Annotated in this window: 17 protein-coding genes and 1 tRNA gene; 11 read left to right on the plus strand and 7 right to left on the minus strand. The window is 69.3% G+C overall.

What is annotated here, in order from left to right:
• Nucleotides 1-25: 25 nt before the first annotated feature.
• The 4 genes from ACSQ2G_RS04415 to ACSQ2G_RS04430 all read left to right on the plus strand — a co-directional run bounded on the left by ACSQ2G_RS04415 (nt 26) and on the right by ACSQ2G_RS04430 (nt 3,085).
• Nucleotides 26-424 (plus strand): DUF983 domain-containing protein, encoded by a 399-nt coding sequence (locus tag ACSQ2G_RS04415; RefSeq protein ID WP_436028581.1) that lies wholly within the window; start codon nt 26-28, stop codon nt 422-424.
• A 99-nt stretch (nt 425-523) separates the two neighbouring features.
• Nucleotides 524-679: a DUF3309 family protein gene (locus tag ACSQ2G_RS04420; RefSeq protein ID WP_081684590.1), complete on the plus strand. Its 156-nt coding sequence runs from the start codon at nt 524-526 to the stop codon at nt 677-679.
• Between the two features lie 132 nt (nt 680-811).
• A complete protein-coding gene (locus ACSQ2G_RS04425; RefSeq protein WP_436028584.1) occupies nt 812-2,257 on the plus strand; it encodes an MFS transporter in 1,446 nt (481 codons plus the stop codon).
• A 45-nt stretch (nt 2,258-2,302) separates the two neighbouring features.
• Entirely contained in the window at nt 2,303-3,085 is a 783-nt protein-coding gene (locus ACSQ2G_RS04430; RefSeq protein ID WP_436028586.1) for a DUF599 domain-containing protein, read from the plus strand.
• Between the two features lie 145 nt (nt 3,086-3,230).
• On the opposite strand, the gene ACSQ2G_RS04435 is transcribed toward ACSQ2G_RS04430, so the two are convergent.
• Nucleotides 3,231-3,578 (minus strand): MmcQ/YjbR family DNA-binding protein, encoded by a 348-nt coding sequence (locus ACSQ2G_RS04435; RefSeq protein ID WP_436028588.1) that lies wholly within the window; start codon nt 3,576-3,578, stop codon nt 3,231-3,233.
• 217 nt (nt 3,579-3,795) lie between these two features.
• On the opposite strand from ACSQ2G_RS04435, the gene ACSQ2G_RS04440 reads away from it, so the two are divergent.
• The 3 genes from ACSQ2G_RS04440 (at nt 3,796) to ACSQ2G_RS04450 (ending at nt 5,686) form a co-directional block, all read left to right on the plus strand.
• Nucleotides 3,796-3,885, plus strand: a tRNA-Ser gene (locus ACSQ2G_RS04440).
• Nucleotides 3,886-4,250: 365 nt separating this feature from the next.
• Nucleotides 4,251-4,655, plus strand: coding sequence for a GreA/GreB family elongation factor (locus ACSQ2G_RS04445; RefSeq protein ID WP_436028590.1), 405 nt, complete (start codon nt 4,251-4,253; stop codon nt 4,653-4,655).
• Between the two features lie 56 nt (nt 4,656-4,711).
• Nucleotides 4,712-5,686: a DUF4424 domain-containing protein gene (locus ACSQ2G_RS04450; protein WP_436028591.1), complete on the plus strand. Its 975-nt coding sequence runs from the start codon at nt 4,712-4,714 to the stop codon at nt 5,684-5,686.
• Here ACSQ2G_RS04450 and ACSQ2G_RS04455 read toward each other — a convergent pair whose 3' ends face one another.
• From ACSQ2G_RS04455 to ACSQ2G_RS04470, 4 genes are all read right to left on the minus strand, one after another.
• A complete protein-coding gene (locus ACSQ2G_RS04455) occupies nt 5,687-6,034 on the minus strand; it encodes an ArsR/SmtB family transcription factor (RefSeq protein WP_436028593.1) in 348 nt (115 codons plus the stop codon).
• Nucleotides 6,021-6,467, minus strand: a complete 447-nt coding sequence (locus ACSQ2G_RS04460) for an SRPBCC family protein (RefSeq protein WP_436028595.1) — start codon at nt 6,465-6,467, stop codon at nt 6,021-6,023. The genes ACSQ2G_RS04455 and ACSQ2G_RS04460 overlap by 14 nt, the downstream gene beginning before the upstream one ends.
• Nucleotides 6,468-6,579: 112 nt before the next feature.
• Complete coding sequence (locus ACSQ2G_RS04465; RefSeq protein WP_436028597.1) at nt 6,580-7,044, minus strand: hypothetical protein; 465 nt, start codon at nt 7,042-7,044, stop codon at nt 6,580-6,582.
• 14 nt (nt 7,045-7,058) lie between these two features.
• Entirely contained in the window at nt 7,059-7,856 is a 798-nt protein-coding gene (locus ACSQ2G_RS04470) for a DUF4198 domain-containing protein (protein WP_436028599.1), read from the minus strand.
• 160 nt (nt 7,857-8,016) lie between these two features.
• Between ACSQ2G_RS04470 and ACSQ2G_RS04475 the strand changes: the two genes are divergently transcribed.
• Nucleotides 8,017-10,275 (plus strand): TonB-dependent hemoglobin/transferrin/lactoferrin family receptor, encoded by a 2,259-nt coding sequence (locus tag ACSQ2G_RS04475; RefSeq protein ID WP_436028601.1) that lies wholly within the window; start codon nt 8,017-8,019, stop codon nt 10,273-10,275.
• Between the two features lie 153 nt (nt 10,276-10,428).
• The gene (purU, locus tag ACSQ2G_RS04480) at nt 10,429-11,298 is read left to right on the plus strand and encodes a formyltetrahydrofolate deformylase (RefSeq protein WP_436028602.1); all 870 of its coding nucleotides are present in this window, start codon (nt 10,429-10,431) and stop codon (nt 11,296-11,298) included.
• A 151-nt stretch (nt 11,299-11,449) separates the two neighbouring features.
• Here purU and ACSQ2G_RS04485 read toward each other — a convergent pair whose 3' ends face one another.
• Complete coding sequence (locus tag ACSQ2G_RS04485; RefSeq protein ID WP_436028603.1) at nt 11,450-13,486, minus strand: glycoside hydrolase family 2 TIM barrel-domain containing protein; 2,037 nt, start codon at nt 13,484-13,486, stop codon at nt 11,450-11,452.
• A gap of 123 nt (nt 13,487-13,609) precedes the next feature.
• Here ACSQ2G_RS04485 and ACSQ2G_RS04490 point away from each other — a divergent pair, with 123 nt between their 5' ends.
• Complete coding sequence (locus ACSQ2G_RS04490; RefSeq protein ID WP_436028605.1) at nt 13,610-14,644, plus strand: MerR family transcriptional regulator; 1,035 nt, start codon at nt 13,610-13,612, stop codon at nt 14,642-14,644.
• Nucleotides 14,645-14,746: 102 nt separating this feature from the next.
• Here ACSQ2G_RS04490 and ACSQ2G_RS04495 read toward each other — a convergent pair whose 3' ends face one another.
• Entirely contained in the window at nt 14,747-23,341 is an 8,595-nt protein-coding gene (locus ACSQ2G_RS04495) for a M10 family metallopeptidase C-terminal domain-containing protein (protein ID WP_436028607.1), read from the minus strand.
• Nucleotides 23,342-23,784: 443 nt separating this feature from the next.
• On the opposite strand from ACSQ2G_RS04495, the gene ACSQ2G_RS04500 reads away from it, so the two are divergent.
• On the plus strand, nt 23,785-24,324 hold the full coding sequence (locus tag ACSQ2G_RS04500) for a phage tail protein (protein WP_436028609.1): 540 nt from the start codon (nt 23,785-23,787) through the stop codon (nt 24,322-24,324).
• Nucleotides 24,325-24,330 lie beyond the last annotated feature (6 nt).

Raw genomic sequence — 24,330 nt, forward strand, 5'->3', positions numbered from 1 at the left:
GCGTCGCGGAGTCATATCGACGTCCATGAACGAGCAGACCTCCTCCTGCCCGCCTCCGGTCAGCATGCTGACCGGCATGAAGCGCGGCGTCCGCCACCGCTGTCCCAACTGCGGCGAGGGACGGCTGTACACGCGCTACCTGAAGGTCGATCTGGACTGCGAGGTCTGCGGCCACGACCTGGCGCGCTATCCGGCCGACGACGGCCCGGCCTACTTCACGATCCTGATCATCGGCCACCTGGTGGTCGCGCCCCTGCTGCTGTTCCCGTTCATCTGGAAGATGTCGCCGGTGCTGGTGGTGCCGCTGACCGTGCTGCCGCTGGCCGCCCTGACGCTGATACTGCTGCCCCGCGTCAAGGGCGCGGTGATCGGCGCCCTGTGGGCCGTGGGCCTGCGCAAGGCCGAGGACTGTCCGGGCGGGTGAGGCCCGCCCGACCGGCGCTTCGGAACCTCTGCCGAGCTTCTTGCATTCCCTCCGCCTGAACCCCGACGCGCGGGGCGTTTGGATGCAACGGAGGCGGACATGCTCGGCACGATCCTCATCATCATCCTGATCCTGGCCCTGATCGGCGCCCTGCCGACCTGGGGTCACAGCCGTTCGTGGGGCTACTACCCCTCCGGCGGCCTGGGCCTGATCCTGATCATCCTGATCATCCTGGTGTTGATGGGCAGGATCTAGTCACGCGGCGGGCTTCGTCAGGGACCCGCGTCCGCGCGTGTCCCCGATCGCCCACACCCATTCCTCCCATGCCCTTCCCCCCACGACCCCTGTTCGCCTAAGGTCCCTCGCAACGACGAAAAAGGGGGCGACATGGGGGACGACAGGACCGACACCGCCGCGGCCGCGCCCCTGAGCGCCTGGCGCCGCACCCGGGCCATCCTCGGCGGATCGGCCGGCAACCTGGTCGAATGGTACGACTGGTTCGCCTACGCCGCCTTCTCGATCTACTTCGCCAAGGTCTTCTTCCCCAAGGGCGACCAGACCGCCCAGCTGATGCAGACCGCCGCCATCTTCGCCGTCGGCTTCGGGGCACGCCCCGTCGGTGCCTGGCTGATGGGGCTCTATGCCGACCGCAGGGGCCGCAAGGCCGGCCTGACCCTGGCGGTGGGCCTGATGTGCGTGGGCTCGCTGGTCATCGCCCTGTGCCCCGGCCACGCCACGATCGGCGACGCCGCGCCGATGGTCCTGCTGCTGGCCCGCCTGCTGCAGGGCTTGTCGGTCGGCGGCGAGTACGGGGCCAGCGCCACCTATATGAGCGAGATGGCCGGCCGCAAGCGCCGGGGCTTCTGGTCCAGCTTCCAGTACGTGACCCTGATCATGGGCCAGCTGGTGGCGGCCCTGGTGCTGGTGATCCTGCAGAACAGCCTCTCGAAGGAGGACCTCGCCGAATGGGGCTGGCGCGTTCCGTTCCTGGTCGGCGCGGCCCTGGCCGTGGTGGTGTTCTGGATCCGCACCGGCATCGAGGAAAGCGTCTCGCACCAGAACGCCGCGCCCCGTGATCCGGTCAGCCGCCGCCAGGTGGCCTGGGTGGGCGGCCTGCTGCTGGCGACGGTGGGGGCCATGGTCGCGGGCTTCACCCAGGCGCCGTTCGCCGCCCTGGCCCAGTCCGGAGCGGTCGTGCTGCTGGTCGCCACCTATGTCGCCCTGGCCGCACCGCTGGTCTCGCGCCATCCCAAGCAGACCCTGGCGATCATCGGCCTGACCGCCGCCGGCTCGTTGGCCTTCTACGCCTACACCACCTACATGCTGAAGTTCCTGGTCAACACCGCCGGCTTCGACAAGGCCACGGCCGGGGCGATCAACCTGGCCACCCTGGCCGGCTTCATGCTGATCCAGCCGCTGTTCGGCTGGGCCTCGGACAAGGTCGGCCGCAAGACCATGCTGGTCTTCGCCTTCGGGGTGGGCGGCCTGATCGCCTGGCCGGTGTTCAGCCTGACCGCCAAGGCCACCAGCCCCGCCGTCGCCTTCGGCCTGATCTTCGCGGCCCTGTTCGTGCAGTCGGGCTACACCGCGATCAGCGCCGTGGTGAAGGCCGAGCTGTTCCCCGCCCATGTCCGCGCCCTGGGCGTGGCCCTGCCCTACGCCATCGGCAACGCCGCGTTCGGCGGCACGGCCGAATATGTCGCCCTGTGGTTCAAGCACGAGGGCCTGGAAAGCGGCTTCTACCTCTATGTGTCGGCGATCATGGCCGTGGGCCTGACCGTTTCGCTGCTGCTTCGCGACACCGGCAAGACCAGCCTGATCCTCGAGGACTGACGCCCCCCCTTCCACCGACTCTCCTTACGGCCCTAAGTTCGCCCCATGCACGCTTCGCTCTCCCACGCCCTGTCCAAGCAGTTCCTGGCCCTGCCGATCATCGACCTGATCGTCCTGGCCTTCTTCCTGTTCTGCTGGCTGTTCTACGAACCGATGCTCAAGCGGCTGGGCAAGGAGCGCAACGTCATCAACACCGACATGACGGTGATCCGCCGCCGGTGGATGGCCGAGATGACTGTGCGCGAGATCGCCCTGCTGGACGGCCAACTGCTGGGCCACGCGATCAATTCGGCCTCGTTCTTCGCCTCGTCCAACCTGATCCTGATCGCCGCGGCGGCCGGGGTGCTGTTCGGCGGCGACAGCGCGCTCAAGAGCATCGAGGGCCTGGCCGTGCTGGCCCCGGCCTCGACCCTGGTGTTCCAGATCAAGCTGGGCGTGGTGCTGGTCGCCCTGGCCCGCGGCCTGCTCGACTTCATCTGGGCGATCCGCCAGATGAACTACTGCCTGGCCGCCATCGGCGCGACGCCGATGTGGTCGCCGCGCGCGGTGCTGGACGAATACGCCGAGGCGGCCGGCGCGATCCTCAACCCCGCCCTGTCGGCGTTCAACGCCGGGGTGCGCGGCTACTACTTCGCCCTGGCCGCCGCCGCCTGGCTGTTGGGGCCGGTCGCCTTCGCGGTGGCGACCGGCGGGGCCATGGCCCTGCTGCTCTGGCGCCAGCGCCGCAGCCCGGCCTCGGCCGCCGTGCGCAAGGTCCGCCAGATCCTGGAGCGCCAGCCCGTGGTGATGGGCCCGCACCTGTCACACAGGGACAACGAGCAGGTTTAGGCTGGGAGATCCTCCCCCCGTGGGGGAGGTGTCGGCGAAGCCGACGGAGGGGGGAGTGGTCGGCAGATGGCCGGATCCACGATCCTCGATCCAAAGACTCCCCCCACCGATCGCTATGCGATCGCCTCCCCCACAGGGGGAGGGCCTACAGCCCCAGCTCCGCCCTCGCCTTCCGAGTCAGCTTGGCGGCGATCAGGCCATGCGCGGTCTTCAGCCAGTCGGCGACCTCGTCGGCGTCCTGAGCGGCCAGGTCGGCGAAGTGCAGCCACTTGGCGCGGGCCAGATACGGCGCCGGCGTGGCCCGGCCCGTCTCGCTCAGCACCTCGAACGCCACGTCCGAGGCCTTCAGCGAAAAGCCGTTGCGCCCGACCGCCCCGCCCAGGACGGCGAACATCTTGCCGCCCACCTTGTAGACCTGGTCATCGCCCCACTGGACGGTCATGGTCGCGCCCGGCAGGGCCAGGGCGGCGGCGTCGAAGGCTTCGGGGGTCATGAATCCATCCTGAAAAGGTCCGCGATCCGCCGATCCCGGCGAAGGTCCTGGGGCTGAAGCGGCGCCGAAAATCGGGGATCGAAGCGGAACCATCGATCCTAAGGCGTTCGCGATCGCGTTTCACCTCGTATGGCCGCTTGCTCCCGCAACCTTCCTGAGTATATTGCGCCCCTTCCTGCGTCGGGGGCCTCAACCGCCTTCCGCATCTGGTGCGCATGGTGAGGTGGCCGAGTGGTTGAAGGCGCACGCCTGGAACGCGTGTATAGGGGAAACTCTATCGAGGGTTCGAATCCCTCTCTCACCGCCACCGCTCTCTCCCAAAATTTGACATCCGAACCCCGCGTCCCTATCTGACCATCACCGAGCGCGATCCGATCGCGCCGGACGCCTGACCACAGGCTTCCAGGTTCCAAGCTCGCGCTCAGCGCCTGACGCTTGGAGCCAGACGGAAAATCCCCGCCATGCCCTTTCCGGATCGGCCGTAAGAAACGGCCAGCGTCGCCCTAGGGCCACGCACGATCCCGACCAGGGAACGCGGCTTCATTCCCCGAAGCTCACGGTCTTCATGAAACGCCTGCGCCCCACGGCGCGCGTTCGCCGAGCCCTCACAGGGTCCCGCGCTCAGAAAGCGCCGGCCGGGGCTCAAGACACACCCAGAAAGACTCTACGACCATGTTTTCCCCCCAAACCCAATCCACCCAAGCCCTGCCCGCGGTCTATGTGACCGAGGCCGACTTCGAGATCCTCTCCAACCTGGCCGACGCCGCCGTTGGGCGCGCGCCCGGCGGCCGCGTGCTGGCCGGCGAAATGGCTCGCGCCGTGATCGTCGAGCCGGGCGAGGCGCCCCGCCCCTTCGTCCGCATCGGCTCGCGGGTCGCGTTCCAGGATCTGTCCAACGACCAGACCCGCATCGTCCATGTCAGCCTGCCGCGCGACGCCAGCATCGACGACGCCCGCATCTCGGTGCTCAGCCCGGTGGGCGCGGCCCTGATCGGCCTGACCGCCGGCGAGGCCTTCCACTGGACCGACCCCGAAGGCCGCTCGCGCGGCGTCCGCGTGCTGGCGGTCCAGGACTGATCCTGGCGCCGGTCAAGGCTGTCGCCACGCCCTGAGCCGATGCTATGGCTCGGCGCATGACCCAGCGCCGCCTTTCCGCCCTGCTCGCCGTCCTCACCGTCCTGGCGGCTGCGCCCGCCTCAGCCAACGACACCTCGGCTGAACTGGCGGCTGGCGGCCTGGTGCTGACCAGGAGCGACAGCATCGAGATGCGCTCGGAGGACCTCTACATCTCCGAGCAGGCGGTGCGGGTGCGCTACGTGTTCGCCAACACCAGCGGCAAGGACGTCACCGTCCGCGTGGCCTTCCCGATGCCCGACATCGGCGGGCCCGGCTTCTTCCAGAGCGACGTATCGATCCCGGTCGACGACGCGCCGGCCAATGTCCTGGGCTTCTCGACCCAGGTCGACGGCAAGCCGGTCAAGGCGCAGGTCGAGCAGAAGGCCATCGCCACCGACGGCGTCGACCGCACCGCCTGGCTGGTCGCCAACCGCATCCCGCTGGCCGTCCACCTTGGCGGCGTCGACGAAGCCCTGCGCGCCCTGCCCCAGGCCAGGCGCGACGAGGCCGTCCGGCTGGGCCTCTATGACCCCGACGAGGGCGGCGTCTGGGTGCTGAAGACCACCTATCACTGGCTGCAGACCTTCCCGGCCGGGCGGCCGATCGTGGTCGAGCACGCCTACAGGCCGTCGGTCGGCGCGACGGTGGCCACCAGCGTCGGCACCGAATACGCCGGCGAGATCCAGGACAAGTACTGCGTCGACAAGGCCCTGACCGACACCGTCGTCCGCGCCGCCAAGGCCGACAAGGACGGCAATGCCCCGTGGGTCGACCGCTGGATCGACTACGTCCTGGTCACCGGCGGCAACTGGAAGAAGCCGATCGGCGACTTCCGCCTGGTGGTCGACAAGGGCTCGCCCAAGAACCTGGTCAGCTTCTGCGGCTCGGGCGTGAAGAAGATCAGCCCCACCCAATTCGAGATGCGCCGCGCCAACTGGCGGCCCGAGAAGGACCTGTCGATCCTGCTGCTGGTCTCGCACGACGCGATGTAGCTAGCCTTCCACAAACGCCTTGAGCCGCCCCAGCGTGTCGTCCCACTGCCGCGACACGCCGTCGAGATAGGCGCGGGCCTCGTCCAGCGCCTCCCGCCGCGCGGCGAAGCGGCTTTCGCGGCCGACCCTGAGGCTGGCCACTAGGCCGGCGTCCTGCAGCACGTGCAGGTGCTTGGTGATCGCCTGGCGGGTCAGGGCGGTGTCGGTGGAGAGAGCGGCGATCGACCGCGCCTGGCCGTCGCCCAGCTTGCCCAGCAGCGCCAGGCGGGTGCGGTCGCCCAAGGCCGCGAAGATCCGGGCGGCGAAGATCGGGGCCGGATCCCGGGCGACGGGCTCAGGATTCGACATGGGCCTTGATGTTCTGGACCTGCTGCGTCCAGCCCCCGTCGTTCATCCGGAAGGCTTCCTCGCGACGATGGGCGGGCACCTTGTCGAAGCCGGACTCGACGACCGTCAGTCGCGTGCCGGCCCCGTTCGGCGCCAGCAGGAACTCGACCAGGGTCGGCTCTTCCCGGTCGTAATCGACGTCGGAATCGACCCCATAGGGATGCCAGGTGAAGGCCAGGCGTTTCGGCGGCTCGATGGCCACCACCTTGGCCTTCCAGACGATGTGCTCGAAGCCCGGATACAGGATCTTGCCGCGCGCCTCCTGGCCCACGACGAAAGGCGCTTCCAGATCAACCCGGAACCAGGTCCCGAATTCCTTGGGGTCGCTGACGGCGCGCCAGACCCGCTCGATCGGCGCGTCCAGGTCGATGGTCTTTTCGATGCGATCGGTCATGATGGCAACCTCCTGGTTGCGCATTTTGACTCCGACCGAGAAAAAGAGCAACCTTTCAGTTGCCGTTAATTGGGGACAGACGCATGCGCCTGTCCCCAGCCCTGGATCTCGATCAGTTCGTGTCCTCGGCCACAGGATCGGCCGCCGAGACCGCGCCGTCCTTGTTGGTGTCGTGGGTGACAAACATCCGCCAGCCGGAATAGTCGAACTCGGCCGGGGTGATGCCGTCGCTCTTGTCGGTGTCGAGCACGCCGAAGCGCACGTCGGCCTGGCGCAGCTGGCGCACGCGCTCCTCTTCCTTCTTCTCGGCCGTGTCGGTCGAGGCGGCCAGGCGCTTTGTCAGCCGGGCGGTGAACTCGCCGACATATTCGTCGTGCGACAGGGCGCCATCGCGGTTGGCGTCGACGCCGGCGAACTGTTTGTCGCGGCCGGCCTTGAACTCATCCTTGCTGACCGAGCCGTCGCCGTTGAGGTCCTGCTCCTTGATGAAGGTGTCGCGGGCGTGCGAGGCGGCGAAAGCCGGGGAGGCGACACAGAGTGAGGCGGCGGCGGCCAGGAGGGCGATCTTGCGGGTCATCGGACGGATCTTTCTCAGCGCAGGGATTCGAAGGTCAGGGCGTAGGTGTAGGAGCGGCCGGTCGCGTCGGCGGCGGTCGGGGCCACCCGGTAGCGAGCCTGGATCTGGTAGACGCCCGAGCGGGCGACCTTGACCGTGAACCGGCCCTGGTCGTCGCTGGTCAGGGTGACCGGCGGGGTCTTGGCGTCGGCGTAGCGGTCGTCGCCGGCGTGCAGGGTGATCGCCTGCCCGGCCACCGGCTTGCCGTCGAACAGCACCGTGAACTGGGCCTCCTGGCCGGTGAAGATGCTGCTGGGATGGGTGACGGCGACGAACTCCAGACCCTTGCCGATCGGGGCCAGGGCGGCCGTGCTGGGCGCGCCGCGGGTCACATAGACGTCGGCCAGGGTCAGGCTCTGCATGTCGACGGGCGTGGTCCCGGCCGGGGCCTTGGCGGGATCTTCCAGGAACACCCAGTCGCCCTTGACCAGCACGGCCTTGGCGGTGCGGCCGGTGCGCTGGCCGGTGGTGATCCGATAGGTGCCGGGCTGTTCGGTCGCGACCTCGACCAGGGCCAGCTCGCGCAGGTTGGTGGCGGTCAGCGGCTTGCGCGCGCCATCCGGCCCGACCACCGCCCAGGCGTCGGACTTCATCACCACCTCGGGACTGAAGAAGCTTTCGGTGAACGAGCCCTGCACGGTCACCAGCTTGCGGTCGGTGACGTCGAAGGCGCTGGGCAGCAGGTAGGGCGAATGGGCCTGGGCCGCGCCGGCCAGGACGCCCGTGAAGGCGACCCCGGCCAGGAAGGCTGCGAACGAGGGCGAGCGGCGCATGGCTGAAAGTCTCCGGATCCCGATGAAGCGTCGCCTTCGGCTCTAATAGGAATGATTCTGAGAATCAATTGCATTTAGCTTGACCGAGTGATCCGACGCTCGTAGGTCCTCCGCCAACAGATGCGAATGGTTCGCATGTATCAGACCCCGGGGGTCCTCGATGTCTCGCCTCAAGCTCGCCAGCTTCGCCGCCGTCTCGGCCATGGCCCTGCTCTGCGCCCGGGCGGCCGACGCGGCCGACGCCGCCTCCACCGCCGCCGACGCGGCCGTCGAGCTGGACAGGGTGACCGTCACCGCCACCCGTTCGGAGACCAAGCTGCAGGACGCCCCGGTGACCGCCAGCGTCATCTCCGACCAGGACATCGAGGACGGCCTGGTCAAGGACATCAAGGACCTGATCCGCTTCGAGCCCGGCGTCTCGGTGCGCAGCGCGCCGGCCCGCTTCACCGCCGCCGGGGCCTCGACCGGCCGCGACGGCAACGCCGGCTTCAACATCCGCGGCCTGGAAGGCAACCGCGTCCTGATCCTGGTGGACGGCGTGCGCGTGCCGGATGGCTACGCCTTCGGGGCCCAGAACATGGGGCGCGGCGACTATGTCGACCTCGACACCCTCAAGTCGGTCGAGATCGTGCGCGGCCCGGCCTCGGCCCTCTATGGCAGCGACGGCCTGGCCGGCTCGGTCAACTACTTCACCAAGGACCCGTCCGACCTGCTGAAGGCCGGCAAGGCGTTCAGCCTGCGCGGCCGCGTCGGCTACGCCTCGGCCGACGCGAGCTGGAGCGAAAGCCTGACGGCCGCCGGCCAGTCTGGGGCCTGGGAGGCCATGGTCGCCTATACCCGCCGCGACGGCGAGGGCCAGAAGACCGCCGGGACCAACGACGCGGCCAACACCGACCGCACCACCGCCAACCCCGAGGACAACCGGTCCAACGCCGTCCTGGGGCGGGTGGTCTACACCCTGAACGACCAGAACCGCTTGCGGCTGACCTACGACCATCTGGACCGCGACACCGACTGGACGGTGCTGAGCGCCATCGCCAAGCCGCCCCTGGCCGCGACCAGCGTGCTGGGCCTGACCGCCTGGGACAAGATCAAGCGCGACCGCGTCAGCCTCGACCACCGCTTCGCCGACGGCCAGGGCCTGATCCGGTCGGCCACGACGACGCTCTACTACCAGGACAGCACCACCCGGCAGTATTCGGCCGAGGACCGCAACACCGCCGCCGATCGCACCCGCGACGCCACCTTCGACAACGAGGTGTTCGGCGCGGCGCTGGAGCTGCACAGCCAGGCGACGATCGGCGGCGTGACCCACAAGGTCGTCTGGGGCGGCGACGCCTCGCTCACCCGCCAGGAGGGCGTGCGCGACGGCACGATCCCGCCGGCCGGCGAGACCTTCCCCACCCGCGCCTTCCCGACCACCGACTACACCCTGGCCGGGGCCTATGCGCAGGACGAGATCGCCGTGGGCCCGGTGACCGTCTATCCAGCCGTGCGCTTCGACTACTACAGGCTGGAGCCCAAGCGGGACGCCCTGTTCACCGCCAATGTCCCGGCCAGCCAGAGCGAAAGCCACGTCTCGCCCAAGCTGGGCCTGGTGTGGAAGGCCACCGACCTGGTGACCGTGTTCGCCAACGCCGCCGCCGGCTTCAAGGCCCCCTCGCCGTCCCAGGTCAACAACGGCTTCGCCAACCTGGCCTCGAACTACAGGTCGATCTCCAACCCCGACCTGAAGCCCGAGACCAGCCGGACCTTCGAGCTGGGCCTGCGCCTGAACCGCCCGACCTGGAACGCCAGCGTCACCGGCTTCAACGGCCAGTACGACGACTTCATCGAGCAGGTGCAGGTGCGTGGAACCTTCACCGCCACCGACCCGGCCGTCTACCAGTACATCAACCAGTCCAAGGCCGAGATCACCGGCGCCGAGGCCCGGTTCGCCGCCGAGCTGGGCGGCGGTTTCACCCTGCAGGGCGCGGCCTCCTACGCCCGCGGCAATTCGGAAAACAACGGCCGCAAGGTCCCGCTGACCTCGGTCGATCCCGTCAAGTTAGCGGCGGGCCTGTCGTACCGCGACCCGGCCGGCCGGTTCGGCGGCGCACTGAACGCCGTGCGCTCGGCCAAGGAGTCGACCGGCCGCTCGGGCGTCAGCTGCAGCACGACGGTGGTCGTCAACGGTGCGCCGCGCACCCAGACCGGTTCGGACTACTGCTGGATGCCCAAGGCCTTCACCGTGCTCGACCTGACCGCCTACTGGAACCTGACCGACAACGTCACCCTGCGCGGCGGCGTGTTCAACATCACCGGCCAGACCTACGCCTGGTGGAGCGACGTGCGCGGCCTGGCCGACAACTCCGCCGTCAAGGACGCCTACACCCAGCCCGACCGCAACTACAGCGTCTCGCTGGCGGTGAAGTTCTAGGGTTCCAGCCGGTCTATCCCCTTCGACCGGCCTGGAGCGGGTCGCGACCGTGTCGGCGGTCGCGGCCCGTTTTCGTCGAGGCGTGCTTTTGTAAAAGCCCTGTCAGAACAATGCGGCTTGGCCGTGCGGCCCAGGTCGACTACGACCCCTGCCATGGACGCCCAGACCGCCGCCGACCGCTACATCCTGATCCTGCAATGCCCCGACCGTAAGGGCGTGGTCGCCGCCGTGTCCGGCTTCCTGGCCGACAACGACGCCTCGATCGTCGAGAGCAGCCACTTCAACGACGGCCTGGCCGACCAGTTCTACATGCGCACCGTGTTCCGTCCCGACGGCGACATGCCGGGGATCGACGACCTGCGCCGCGGCTTCGAGCTGATCGCCAAGCGCTTCGGCATGACCTGGGCCCTGCACGACGCGGGCGCCAAGCCCAAGGTGCTGATCGCGGTGTCGAAGTTCGGCCACTGCCTGTTCGACCTGCTGCACCGCTGGCGGGCCGGCCTGCTGCCGGTCGAGATCGTCGGCGTGGTGTCGAACCACGAGGACATGCGCTCGTTCACCGAATGGAGCGGCCTGCCCTATTTCCACCTGCCCACGACGAAGGCCAACAAGGCCGAGCAGGAGGAGGCGTTCCTCAAGCTGGTCGACGACCTGGACGTCGACCTGGTGGTGTTGGCCCGCTACATGCAGATCCTGTCGCCGGCCCTGTGCGCGCGACTGTCGGGCAAGTGCATCAACATCCACCACTCGTTCCTGCCCAGCTTCAAGGGCGCCAAGCCCTACCACCAGGCCTTCGAGCGCGGGGTGAAGATCATCGGCGCCACGGCCCACTACGTGACCACCGACCTCGACGAGGGCCCGATCATCGAGCAGGGCGTCCACCGGGTGGACCACAGTCACACCCCCGACGATCTGGTCACCCTGGGCCGCGACGTCGAATGCACCGTGCTGGCCCGCGCTGTGACCTGGCACGTCGAGCACCGTGTGCTGATCGCCGGCGCCAAGACGGTGGTGTTCGCCTAGGCGAAGCGGCTTTCTTAAGCTGAAGTTGGTCAAAGACCATTGTCATCCCGGACGAGCGCGCCGCGCGAAGATCCGGGACCGACGCGTGAACTCGGCGCTTCCGGCGGTCCCGGATCTTCGCTTCGCTACGTCCGGGATGACATGGCCTAATCTATTCCACTTTCGACGCGGCAAGCGTCCACGTCACCGCGTCCCGCGCTCCGCCGCCCTCGACCTCGATCCGGTTGACGCCCGGCGCCAGCGTCACCGGCCAGGTCGCCACATGGTCGACCACCGGCGCGCGTCCCAGGTCCCGCCCGTTGAGGCGTAGCGAGACGGCGGGGACATTGGCGTAGACCTTCACCGTCACCGCCGCCGTGTCGCGGACCACCGCCCGGCGGCTGGTGATGTAGGCCATCGGCGCCGTCGTCCAGTTGGCGCGGTACCAATAGTAGGCGTCCTTGCGGACCTTGCGGTCGTAGGTGACCAGGCCCTTGTCGTTGATCCCCGGACGGTCGCCCTCGTCCCGGCCGTCGGACGCCAGGTCGAAGCCGACCCAGACGAAGGTCCCCCACAGCCACGGCTTGTCGCGCAGAGCCCGCCAATAGGTCTCGTGGAACAGGGCCTGGTATTGCTCGGGATGCCACCGGCTCTTGGCGACCGGGCGGCGCGGCGGGTCTTCCTGCTGCAGGACGCTGGCCCCGGCGCCGTATTCGCTGATCGCCAGCGGCCGGTCGGGGCTCTTGGCGTGGACCGCCTCCACCCAGGGGCCGATGTCCTCGGGCTTGCCGTCGTACCAGCCGAAATAGCGGTTCTGGCCGATCAGGTCGGTGTGCAGGGCCTGGGGATCGGTCTCGGGCTTGCAGCAGTCGGCCAGCACCGTCGGGCGCGACGGGTCCTCGGCCTTGGCCACGGCCTGCAGGCCCGACAGCAGTTTCGCGGTCGCCGCGTCGGACCGGTAGAGCTCGTTGGCCAGGCCCCAGGTCACCACCGAGGGATGGTTGTAGTTCTGGCGGATCAGCTCGCGCAGCTGCTCGGCGGCGTTGGTGGCGAAGGCGGGACCATCGTCGGCGACGCTGTTGAGCGGGATCTCGGTCCACACCAGGAAGCCGTCGCGGTCGGCGTTCTCATAAGCCCGGCGCGGGTGCTGGAAGTGCACGAAGCGCAGGCCGGTCGCGCCCAGGTCGCGTAGGATGGCGAAGTCCGCGTCGATCTCGGCGTCGCCGACCGCCAGGCCCCTGGCCGGCCGCCCGCCATGGAACAGGTTCACCCCGTGCACGCCGTAGGGCTGGCCGTTCAGCAGCAAGCCGCGCGCGGGGTCGACGGCGATCGCGCGGAAGCCGACCGGCACGGTCACCGTGTCGTCGCCGACCGAGGTCACCAGCCGGTACAGATAGGGGTCGGCCCGTCCTCGCCACAGGCGCGGCGCGGTCACGCGGGTCGTCAGGCTGGCGGGCGCGACGGCTCCAGGCGCGACCTCCACGGAGCCCGACAAGGTCGCCACCGTCTTGCCGTTCGCGTCCAGCAGGCGCGAGCGTACGGCGACGCGGGCGGGCGCGGCCTGGTCGTTGCGCACCCGGACCAGCACCGACAGGTCGGCGCCGTCGGCGCTGACCGCCGAGGGCGTGGCGTAGACGCCCGGGCCGCCGTGGTCGAGCATGTCGACGTGCACCGCGTCAGTCATGACGAGGCGGGCGGGCCGGTAGAGGCCGCCGAACACCGTGAAGTCGCCGCCCAGCGGCGCGACGTCCTTGTGGCTGGCGTTGTCGACCCGCACCGCCACCAGGTTAGAGCCGGCGACGATCCTGTCGCTGACGTCGAAGCGAAAGCCGGCATAGCCGCCGGCGTGGCGTCCCACGGGATGGCCGTTGACCCAGACCTCCGAGACCAGGGCCGCGCCGTCGAACTCCAGGAAAGCTCGCTGGCCGGCCTTGCGGGCCGGGGCGACCAGGCGGGTCCGATACCAGGCCGGTCCGCGATAATAGCCGCCGCCGTCGGCCCCGTCGGCGGCGTTGTAGGTGTGGGGCAGGCGCACCCTCTCCCAGGCGCGGTCGTCGAAGGCGGGGGCCTGGGCCGTCGTGGAGTCGCCCTTGGCGAAGGTCCAGGTCGCCAGCGGGATCGTCACGCGGGGCCCGGCCGCGGCCAGGGCCGGCGCCAGGCAGAGCGCGGCCAGGAGGATCAGGGCTTGCAGCGGCGTCTTGCAGGTCATCGGGCGCGTCGGCTCCATCAAGGTTCAGACCGATTAGCACGAGATTCGAACGGAACGCCCATTGACCCGGCCCCTGGGTCCGCCTCGATAAGCACGACGGTCAGCCGCCAACGAGGTGATTCCGTGCGTCCTTCCGTCCGTTTCCTGAGCCCCTCCGAGGCCGCCCGGCGGCTGGGCGTCTCGGCCAAGGCCCTGCGGCTCTATGAGCAGCGCGGCCTGGTCGCGCCCGGGCGCACCGCGGCCGGCTGGCGGGCCTATGGGCCCGACGAAATGGTGCGAGCCGGTCAGGTCGTGGCCCTGCGCGCTCTGGGCCTCAGCCTGGCCCAGGTGGCTCAGGTGCTGAGCGGCGACACGCTGGCCCTGGAGCCGGCCCTGGCCGCGCACCAGGCCAGGCTGGAGCGGCAGGGCCGCCAGCTGGCCGGCCAGGTCGAAAAGGTTCGTGCGCTACGCGCCGGCCTGGCGCGCGGCCAAGCCCCCGACGCCGAGGACCTGGCGGGGCTGCTGGCGGCGGCCGCCTGTCCCAGCGTCGCCTTCGACCTGCCCTGGCCCTGGGGCGGCGAGCCGTTCGTCCTGAGCGACATCCCGCCCCTGACCTACATCACCGGCCCGCTGGGCAGCGGCAAGACGCGGCTGGCCCTGAGCCTGGCCGAGGCCCTGCTTGGCGCGGTCTTCCTGGGCCTGGACCGGACGGCCGATGGCGGCGCGGCGGTCCGCGCGAGCCTCGACGCCGATCCCGCCCTGGCCGCGCGGGTCGACCGGACGCGGGCCTGGCTGGTCGAGGACGGCGCCACGCCGTCCGACGACCTGCTGGCGCTGCTGGCCGTGCTGGAGGCCGAGACCACCGCCGCCCTGGTGATCGACATGCCCGAACAGGGGCTGGACGCTTCTACCCAGGCGGCGCTGGTCGCCTGGCTGCGCCGGCGCGGCCCGGACGCGCGGCCGGTGTTCCTGTTGACGCGGTCCAGCGCGATCCTTGATCTGGCCGCCCTCGGGATCGGCGAGACCGTCCTCCATTGTCCGGCCAACCACGCCCCGCCGATCCGCGTCGCCCCCTATCCCGGCGCGTCGGGCTACGAGGCTGTCGCCAGTTGCCTGGCCTCGCCGGAGGTCAGGGCCCGGACAGCGGGAATGATCGCGGTGATGAGCCAGGCCAGGTGAAGGCAAACGACAGGGCCGGCCTTCGGTGGCTGGCCCCCGCGGCAAGCGGCGACGTCGAGGCGCGGCCAGATCAATCTCGAGAATGATCTGGCCGCCCGCTCCCTACAGCAGGATGTCGGCCGAGGTGAGCGTGCCGGTCACGCTGAGGGCGATCACGAAATCGGCTACGCCGTCGCCATTCACGTCGCCGGAGACATGGTAGTAGCCCGAGCTGTCCGGCGCGGCGATGATCAGCTGGCCCGCCACGCCGGAGAAGCTGGTCACGACCGAGAAGGCGTCGTTGGCGCCCGTGCCGGAATTGGCGTCGATGCCGCTCAGGTCCAGTTTATCGGCCTGGGCGGAACTGAAGTCGAAGATCAGGTCCGTGGCGATCGGCGAGCTTTCGGCGGCCGAGGTGTAGACGAAGGTGTCCGCCCCGGCGCCGCCCAGCATGAAGTCGGCCCCGCCCGCGCCGGTCAGGATGTCGTTGCCGTCCAGGCCGTAGAGGATGTCGGCCCCGCCGCCGCCGACCAGGGTGTCCGCGACATTGTGGCTGGCGCCGTCGCCCACCAGGACGAAGGCTTGGCCCGCCCCGCCGCTGGTGACCAGGTCGGTGACCTTCAGCGAGGTCCCCGACACCGCGACCACGGCCTGGTTGGCGCCGCCGCCGTCCGGCGCCGAATAGACGAAGGTCGTTCCCTCGTAGCGCGCGATGGTGATCTTGCCGCCGTCGATCGCCGAGATGTCGAGCTTGTCGTGGCCGGAGTCGAAGCCGAAGATCACGTCGTAGCTCGCGAAGTTGGACTGCGAGATCGCCGTGTACTGGAAGGTGTCGGTCCCGGACCCGCCGTAGAGGATGTCGGCTCCGCCGCCGCCGTTCAGGGTGGTGGTCCCCGAGCCGCCGACCAGGACGTCGGCCCCCGCCGTGCCCGTCAGAGTCTCGACGCCGCTGCCGGCGTACAGCGTATAGCCATGGACGGCGCCGCTGACGATCAGGTCGGACGTCTTGATGTCGCCTGTGATCCGCACGACGCCGGCGCCCGAGCCCGAGCCGAAATAGACGAAGGTGCTGGAGCCGAAGCGGGCGATCGCCACCGTGCCGGCGTCGACGGCCGAGATGTCCAGCTTGTCCTCGCCCGTCGCGAAATCGGTGATCGTGTCCCAGTGCAGGATGGTCGAGTCGCCGGCGCCGACGAGGAAGGTGTCGACTCCGGCCCCGCCGGCGAGGGTATCGCCGCCGCCGCCGCCGCGGATCGAGTCCGCGCCGCCGCCGCCATTGATGATGTCGCCCCCCGAGCCGCCGGTCAGGGTGTCGGCGCCCGTCGAGCCGTTGATCGTGAAGCCGAAGCCGGCCACGCCGGTGACGATATCGGTCACTTCCAGCCCCTGGCCCAGCGTCTTGATCTGGCCCTCGGCCGCGCCGTCCCCGTCCAGGTCGATGGACAGGATCTTGTCCGTCCCGTCGGTGGTCAGGGTCAGCTTGGTCGTGCCGGTGATCAGCGGGGTCAGCTGCAGCGTGTCCGCGCCATGGGTGAAGTCGGTGATCGTGTCGAAGGCCGCGATGGTGCTGTCGCCGATGGCCTCGTAGCCGAACACGTCCGCCCCGCCGCCACCGGTCAGGGTGTCGGCGCCGCCGCGTCCGGTCAGGGTATGGGCCGAACCGTCGCTGATCAGGATGTTGGCATTGGCGTCGCCGGTGGCCGAGCCGGTGACCGTCACGGTCAGCTGGGCCGTCGCTGACGCCCCGGAGGGGTCCTTGATCGTATAGTCGAAGGTGTCGGTCACCACCTGGCCGACGACCAGTCCCTCATGGTCGGCCACGTAGCTGTAGGCGCCATCCGGATTGATCGTCAGCTTGCCGTTGGCGCCGTTCACCACCGTGCCGCCCGAGACGACGGCCTGGTCCACGTGGGTGGCGTTGTAGGCGACATTGGTCACCGTCAGCGTCGCGAGGGCGTTGTCGACATCGGCGTCGTTGGCGCGGACCGAGCCCGTGACCGTCAGGCGTTGGGCCACCGCGCCGGCGTCGTTGGCGGCGGTGGGCGCGTCGTTGATATTGGCCACCACGGCGGTAGAGGCGCTGGTCTTGCTTTCCGGCGTGCCGTGGCCGTCGGTATAGCTGACCACCACGCGGACCGTCCCGCCGACGTCGGCGTCGCCCAGCGCGTAGGTTGTCTGGTCGCTCCCGACATTGACATAGCCCGAACCCGTGTCGCGCTGCCATTGATAGTGCAGCGCGCCCAGGCCGTCCGCATCCGCCAGGCTGGACGAGGCCGTCAGCACCTGGTCTTCGGCGACCGTACCGGTGATGGTCACCGCGCCGGTGGGCGCGTCGTTGACATTGGCCACGGCCGCGGTCGGACCGCTGGTCTCGCTCTCGAACACGCCCTGGCCGTCGGTATAGCTGACGACCACGCGGATCTGCGAGCCGACGTCGGCGTCGCCCAGGGCGTAGGTCGCCTGGTCGGTCCCGACATTGACATAGCCCGACGAGACCGTGCTGCGCTGCCACTGGTAGTGGAACGCGCCCAGGCCGCCGGGGTCGGCCAGGCTGGAGGTGTTGGCGGTCAGGACCTGGTCCTCCGTCGCCGCGCCGGTGACGCTGACCCCGCCGGTATGGGGACCATTGGCGGGCAGGATCGTCGCCGTGGCCGCGCTGGTCGCGGACTCGGCCGTGCCCTGACCATCCACATAGGAGGTCACCACCCGGACGACGGCGCCGACGTCGGCGGCCGCCAGCATATAGGTCGACTGGTCGGCCCCGACATTAACGAAGCCGGAGCCGCTGTCGCGCTGCCATTGGTAGTGCAGCACGCCCAGCCCGTCGGCGTCGGCCAGGGTCGAGGTGTCGGCGGTCAGGACCTGGTTTTCGTTCGTCGCGCCGGTGATCGCGACTGCGCCGGTGTGCGGGTCGTTGACGTTGGCGATCGCCGGCGTCGAGGCGCTGGTCGCCGACTCGGCGAAGCCCTGGTTGTCGGTGTAGCTGATCACCACCCGGACCACCCCGCCGACGTCGGCGTCGCCCAGGGTGTAGGTCGCCTGGTCCGCGGCGCCGACGATGTTGACGAAGCCCGAGCCGACGTTGTGCTGCCACTGGTAGTGCAGCGTGCCCAGGCCATCGACGTCGGCCAGGGTCGAGACGGCGGTCAGGACCTGGTTCTCGGTCGGCGTGCCGGTGACCGAGGCGCCGCCGGTGTGCGGGTCGTTGACCCCGGCGATGGCCGGGCTGGCCGACGAGGTCACGGCCTCGGCCGTGCCCTGGCCGTCGACATAGCTGACCACCACCCGGACCGTGCCGCCCACGTCGCCGTCACCCAGGGTGTAGGTCGCCTGGTCGGCCGCGCCGACGATGTTGACGAAGCCCGAGCCGACGTTGTGCTGCCACTGGTAATGCAGCGTCCCCAGGCCGTCGACGTCGGCCAGGGTCGCGGTGTTGGCCGTCAGCACCTGGTTCTCGGTGGTCGTGCCGGTGACCGCCACGCCGCCGGTCGGAGCGTCGTTGACGTTGGAGATCGACGCCGTGGAGGCGCTGGTCGCAGACTCGGCGAAGCCCTGGCCGTCGGTGTAGCTGACCACCACCCGGACCACCCCGCCGACGTCGCCGTCGCCCAGGGTGTAGGTCGCCTGGTCCGCGGCGCCGACGATGTTGACGAAGCCCGAGCCGACGTTGTGCTGCCACTGGTAGTGCAGCGTGCCCAGGCCATCGACGTCAGCCAGGGTCGAGACGGCGGTCAGGACCTGGTTCTCGGTCGGCGTGCCGGTGACCGAGGCGCCGCCGGTGTGCGGGTCGTTGACCCCGGCGATGGCCGCGGTGGCGGTGCTGAACACGGTCTCGGCCGTGGCGTGGCCGTCGGTATAGGTGATCCTCACCCGGACCGTGCCGCCCACGTCGGCGTCGCCCAGGGTATAGGTCGCCTGGTTGGCCGCCCCGGCGATGTCGACATAGCCGGAGCCGGTGTTGCGCTGCCAATGGTAGGTCAGCACGCCCAGGCCATCGACGTCGGCCAGGGCGGCGGTGTTGGCGGTCACCACCTGGTTCTCGGTCGGCGTGCCGGTGACGGTCACCACGCCGGTCGGGGCGTCGTTGACGTTGGCCACGGCGATGGCGGCGCTGGTCGCCGACTCGGCAAAGCCTTGACCGTCCGTGTAGCTGATCACCACGCGCACCGCGCCGCCGACGTCGGCGTCAATGAGCGTGTAGGTCGCCTGATCGAAGCCGATATTGGAGAAACCGCCACCGGTGTCGAGTTGCCACTGATAGTGCAGCGGCCCCAGACCGTCGATGTCGGCCAGGGTCGAGACGGCGGTAATGACCTGGTCTTCGGCCACAGTGCCGGTGATCGACGCAATACCGGTATGCGGGTCGTTGACCCCGGCGATGGCCGCGCTGGCCGAGCTGGTCACGCTGTTGGCGAAGCCCTGGCCGTCGATGTAGCTGACCACGACGCGGACCGTGCCGCCCACGTCGGCGTCGCCCAGGGTGTAGGTCGCCTGGTCGGCCGCGCCGATGCTGACGAAGCCCGATCCGCTGTTGCGCTGCCAGTCATAGTGCAGCGGGCCCAGAGTATCGGGGTCCGCCAGGGTCGAGGTGTCGGCCGTCAGCACCTGGTTCTCGGTGGCCACGCCGGTGATCGAGGCTCCGCCGGTGGGGGCGTCGTTGACGGCGGTGACGGTCGCGGTCGCCGCGCTGGTCGCCGTTTCCACCGTGCCGCCGCCGTCGGTGTAGCTGATGATCACCCGCACCGTGGCGCCGATGTCGCCATCGCCCAAGGTGTAGGTCGACTGGTTGCCGCCGACATCGACGAAGCCGCTGCCGGGGTTGGACTGCCACCGGTATTGCAACGGACCGAGGCCATCGACGTCGGCCAGGGTCGAGACGGCGGTCAGGACCTGGTCCTCGGCCGCCGTGCCGACGATGCTGGCGCCGCCGGTGTAGGCGTCGTCGACTTTGGTGATGTTGACCAGCACCGAGCCGCCGGCCGTGGCCACGCCGCCCGCGCCCTGCCCGCCGCCCGGCGCGCCGTCGTCCAGCGTGTAGTTCAGCGTCACGCTGGCGGGCGGCGCATCGCTGGTGTTGGTGTAGCTGATGTGGTCGATGACATCGTTGACCACCGCGGTGGTCGCCGCGGTGGCCGAGCTGTCGAAGGTGATCGTCAGCACGCCGCCGACGCTGGTGAAGGTGGCGAAGGTCAGGCCGCCGACCTGCAGATTGCTTCCGCTGACCGTGAACAGCCCGCCCGAGCCGAAGCCGAAGGTGTCGGCAGCGTTGGCCGAGGCGCGCTGCACCGTGAAACTGGCGCCGCTGTAGTCGCCGTTGCCGCCGTTGCGAGCGTCGAGATCGACGTCGGAGACCGTGAGCGAGCCCAGCAGGACGGCCGCCGTCTGTTCGGTGGCGCCGACCGTGGTGGCGCTGGCCGGCACGACCGGCGTGTCGTTCACGGCCGTGATGCTGGTGGTCAGGTCGATACTGGCGTCGCTGAAGCGGGTCTGGCCGCCGTTGACGCTGACGTCCAGCGGCGCGCCGGTGGTCACCGCGCCGCCGGAGTTGTCGATCAGATAGGCGGTGAGGGCCGGGACCGCGCCATTGAAATTGGCGGCCGGCAGGAAGCGCAGCAGCGTGCCCGCCGCCAGGACCAGGGCCGTGGACTCGCTGGGCGAACCGATCGTGGTCCAGGCGCCGTTGAAGTACTGCCAGACCCCTTGGCTCGTCGCGGCGTTGCCGGTGATCGCCACCCCGGCCAGGGCGTCGGAGTCGGCGTCGCTGAAATGGGAGCCGAACAGGGTCGAGACCGTCTGACCCGACGGGGCGGCGGTGTCTTCGTTGACCGCCGTCAGGGTGGCCGAACCACTGGCCACGGGCGCGTCGTTGGTCGGGGTGACCACGACGTTCAGGGTCAGGGCCGCGCTGTAGGGCGTGGAGCCGCCGGTCGTGGTCAGGTCGGCGGTCGCGCCGGTGGTCACCGCGCCGGACGAGTCCTCGATCATCGAGACGGTCAGGGCCGGGGCCGTGCCCGAATAGTCGGCCGCCGGCACGAAGCGCACCAGCGTGCTGGCGTCCAGGACGAAGGCGACGGCGGTCGAGACCGCCGGCAGGTCGTGCCAGGTCCCGGCGTCGAAATACTGGTAGACGCCCTGGGCCGCGGTCGCCGCATTGGCCGTCACGGCCACGCCGGTGAAGGCGTTGGCCGAGGAGCCGCCGGACACCTGATCCTTGGCGTCGGAGAAGTGGCCGGCGGTGGCGAACAGCGACAAGATCGTCTGGCCGGCTCCGGGCGCGGAATCTTCGCCGATGGTGGTCAGGCTGACGGCCGAGCCGCCGGTGACGGTGGGCGCATCGTTGACCGCGGTGACCGCGTGGCTCAGCACCACCGTGCCGGTGCTGTAGGGCGTCGAACCGCCGCTAGTGGTGGTGTCGACGACGGCGCCGTTGGTCAGGGCGCCGCCCGACGCGTCGACCAGCTTGACCGTCAGGGTCGGGGCCGGGCCGTTGAAGTCGGTGGCGGGCAGGAAGCGGATCGGCGCGCTGGCGGCGATCGTCACCGCCGCCGCCGTCGAGGCCGCGCCGATGTTCACCCAGGTCGAGCCGTTATAGTACTGCCATTGGCCCGTGCCGGCCGCGGAGCCGTTGGCGGTCACGGCCACCCCGGCGAAGGCGTCGGTGTCGGCGTCACTGTACTGGCCGCTGAACAGGGTCGAGACCGTATTGGTCAGGGCCGCGTTAGCGACCTCTTCGTTGGTCGCGGCGAGGGCTTCGGTCCCGTCGCCGGCCACGACCGGAGCGTCGTTCACCCCGATGATGGTGATGGTGTAGCCGTCGGTGTCGCTCAGCACGCCGCCCGAGCCGGCGGCCCCGCCGTCGCTGGTCACCACCGTCAGGGTGTCCGTGCCGCTGACGCCGACATTGCCCAGGAACACCAGGCCGTTGCTGGCCGCCAGGGTGGTGTTGATCTTGTTGATCGTGGCTGTGATGGTCACCGAGCCGGCGCCGTTGCCGACGATGTCGCCGGACACCAGGCCGCTCGCGACGTCCGTCCGCAACGTCAGCACGCCTTTGGTCACGCCGAGGGTGACCGTGACGACGGCCGACGCGGGATTGGCGTCGACATCGCTGACCTGCAGGCCGGTGACGGCGATGTTGGTCGCTTCGTTGCCCGTGGCGCTGGAGACCGTGCCATTGACCGGCGCGTCATTGACCGCCGCGATGTTGATCGTGGTCGTGCCGCTGTTGACCGACCCGGCCAGCACGCCCGGCGTGCCGTCGCTGACGGTCCAGGTGACGGTACGGCTGGTGTTGGCGCCATAGTTCGTCGGGTTGTCGCCCGTGGTCCAGTAGGTGATGGCCGCCAGCACCGCCTGGTAGTTGGCGATGGTGTCGTAGCCGGTCAGGCTGAGGGTCTCGGTCGCGGCGTTCCAGGCGACCGTGATGTTGGTGCCCGCGATCGGGCCGGCGATCTGCTTGCCGGCGCCGTAGCCCAGATGGTCGTCGGCGGTGCTGGCCTCGTTGGACGAGAACGTGCCGCCGGTGATCTGCACCGTGGCGCTGGCCAGGTGGTCGCCGTCGGTGTCGGTGATGGTCGGCGCGCCGGACAGCACGGTGGTCGCGGCCGCCTGCTGCTCGTTCATGGCCGTTGCCGTGCCGGCGACGGACAGGGCCACGAGGTCCGTGAAGGTCATCCCCTCGATGTTGGAGCCGGTGCCGGCGCCGAAGGCGGGCGAAGGCGTGATCGTGCGGATCAGGCTGGCCGAGGTGCCGGCGGCGTTCAGCTGGAAGACGTAGATCACGTCGTCGTTGTTGTTGATGGTCTCTTCGCTCTCGACATAGAGCTGGCGCGTCGACTGGTCGAACGTCATGTCGCCGCCGTAGTAGGCGTTGCCGCCCGGCAGGCCGGTCAGCGTCACCCGGGTGGGGGTGGCGCCTGACGCGCTGGCGTCGATGTACCAGATCGCGTTGTCGTTCGCGTCGTAGTCGCTGCCGCCGCCCGACGGGGCCAGCGAACGGGTCGTGAAATAGAGCTTGTGGTTGCTCTCGTCGACCTCGAGGTCGATGATCTGGCCGTTGCTGCCGTCCGACGGGAACAGGTTGGCGGCGAGCATGTCGGTGGCGAGGGTCGGGGTGTTGAGATCCAGGCGGAACAGCCCGTACGTCAGGCCGTCGACCCTTTCGCTGTAGAACAGCCGGCCGCCCGCGGTGATCGTACGATCGAGCGCGAAATCCTGGGGATCGAGAACCTTGAAGCCGCTGACGTCGCCCCTGTCGTCGGTGTTCGCGGTGACGAGGAAGCCGTTGTCGGTGATGTTTCCGGCGGCGTCGTAGCTATACACCCGGATGCCGGTGATGGCGCCGTTCGGCGTCCCCGCGCCGTCCTGGGAGCCGACGTAGATCTTGCGGGTGAACGGATCGACCTCGATCGTGTTGACCAGGGTGGCGGTCGGGATCGTGCTGACCACGACGGTCGGGGCCGCGGAACTGCCGATCACGCCGCGCACCAGGACGGCGTTGTTGTCGGCCGAACTGCTGGCGATAGCGAAATAGAAGCCCGCCGCCGTGTCCACGCCGATGTCGGAGGTGAACGAGCTGGGCAGCTTGTCGTCGCCCGTGCCGGCTCCGCCGTTGTCGATGACGACTGTGCTGGTGGTGCCGTCGTCATTGATGCGGACGAGGCGCGTGTCGGCGTCGCCGCCTTCGGTCATGTACCACAGTTGGCCAGAGAACGGCATGGATCAGTCCTTTGCCTTGGCGAAACCGCGCGTCGGCTGACGCGAGCGGGACGCCCTCGGGGCGCGCGCCCCGCATGAAATGGACGCAGTGCGAGAGGCCGTGGGAGCGGCGGCGCGGCCGGCCGTCGCGCGATGCGAAGACGGAAAGTCGCGCATGCGAGCGCATAAATTGCGCATTTGACTCCCCCCTTGCTTTAGTTGAACGCGAACGCAACCTTAACGGGGAGTTTAGGGGCGCACAAGTAGACATACGCGGATCGGCGAACAATGTTCGACTATCTGTTGTGCAGCTCAGGATAGTGAGTTACGACAGGGACAATCGCAAGGCGGGGGCGGCTGTTCTTAATCAAGGTCAAGAAACAACCACGACTTAAGGTTTAGTCACCTTGTCGCGCGCCTAAGACTTGCGCTTAAAAAGACCTTTGGGAGCGAGGGAAACAGCCATGGCCGAGCCTTATGTTGGTGAGATCCGCATGTTCGGGGGCAACTTCCCGCCGCTCGGTTGGGCGATGTGCGACGGGCAGCTGATGTCGATCTCCGAGAACGACACGCTGTTCAATCTGATCGGCACCACCTATGGCGGCGACGGGCAGTCGACGTTCGGGATGCCCGACCTGCGGGGCCGGGTTCCCAGCCACCAGGGCTCGAAGAACGGCCAGACCTACATCATCGGCCAGATAACCGGCGTGGAAGCCGTCACCCTCTCGCCCCAGCAGTTGCCGCAACATACTCACCCCCTCTACGCGGCCTCGACGCCGGGCGCGGCGAGCACGCCCACCACCCAGACCATGATCTCCAGCCAGGGGCCGGGCGGCACAGTGCTGTTCGCCTACCAGCCGTACAACGCGGCGAACGAACAGGTCGCCTTGTCGGCCGCATCGACCACGCCCAGCGGCGGCAACCAGCCGCACGAGAACATGCAGCCCTATCTGGGCATCAATTTCATCATCTCGCTCTACGGCGTCTATCCGTCCCCGAGCTGATGCGTC

The sequence above is a fragment of the Caulobacter sp. LjRoot300 genome, from assembly GCF_964253875.1.
Taxonomy (GTDB): Bacteria; Pseudomonadota; Alphaproteobacteria; order Caulobacterales; family Caulobacteraceae; genus Caulobacter.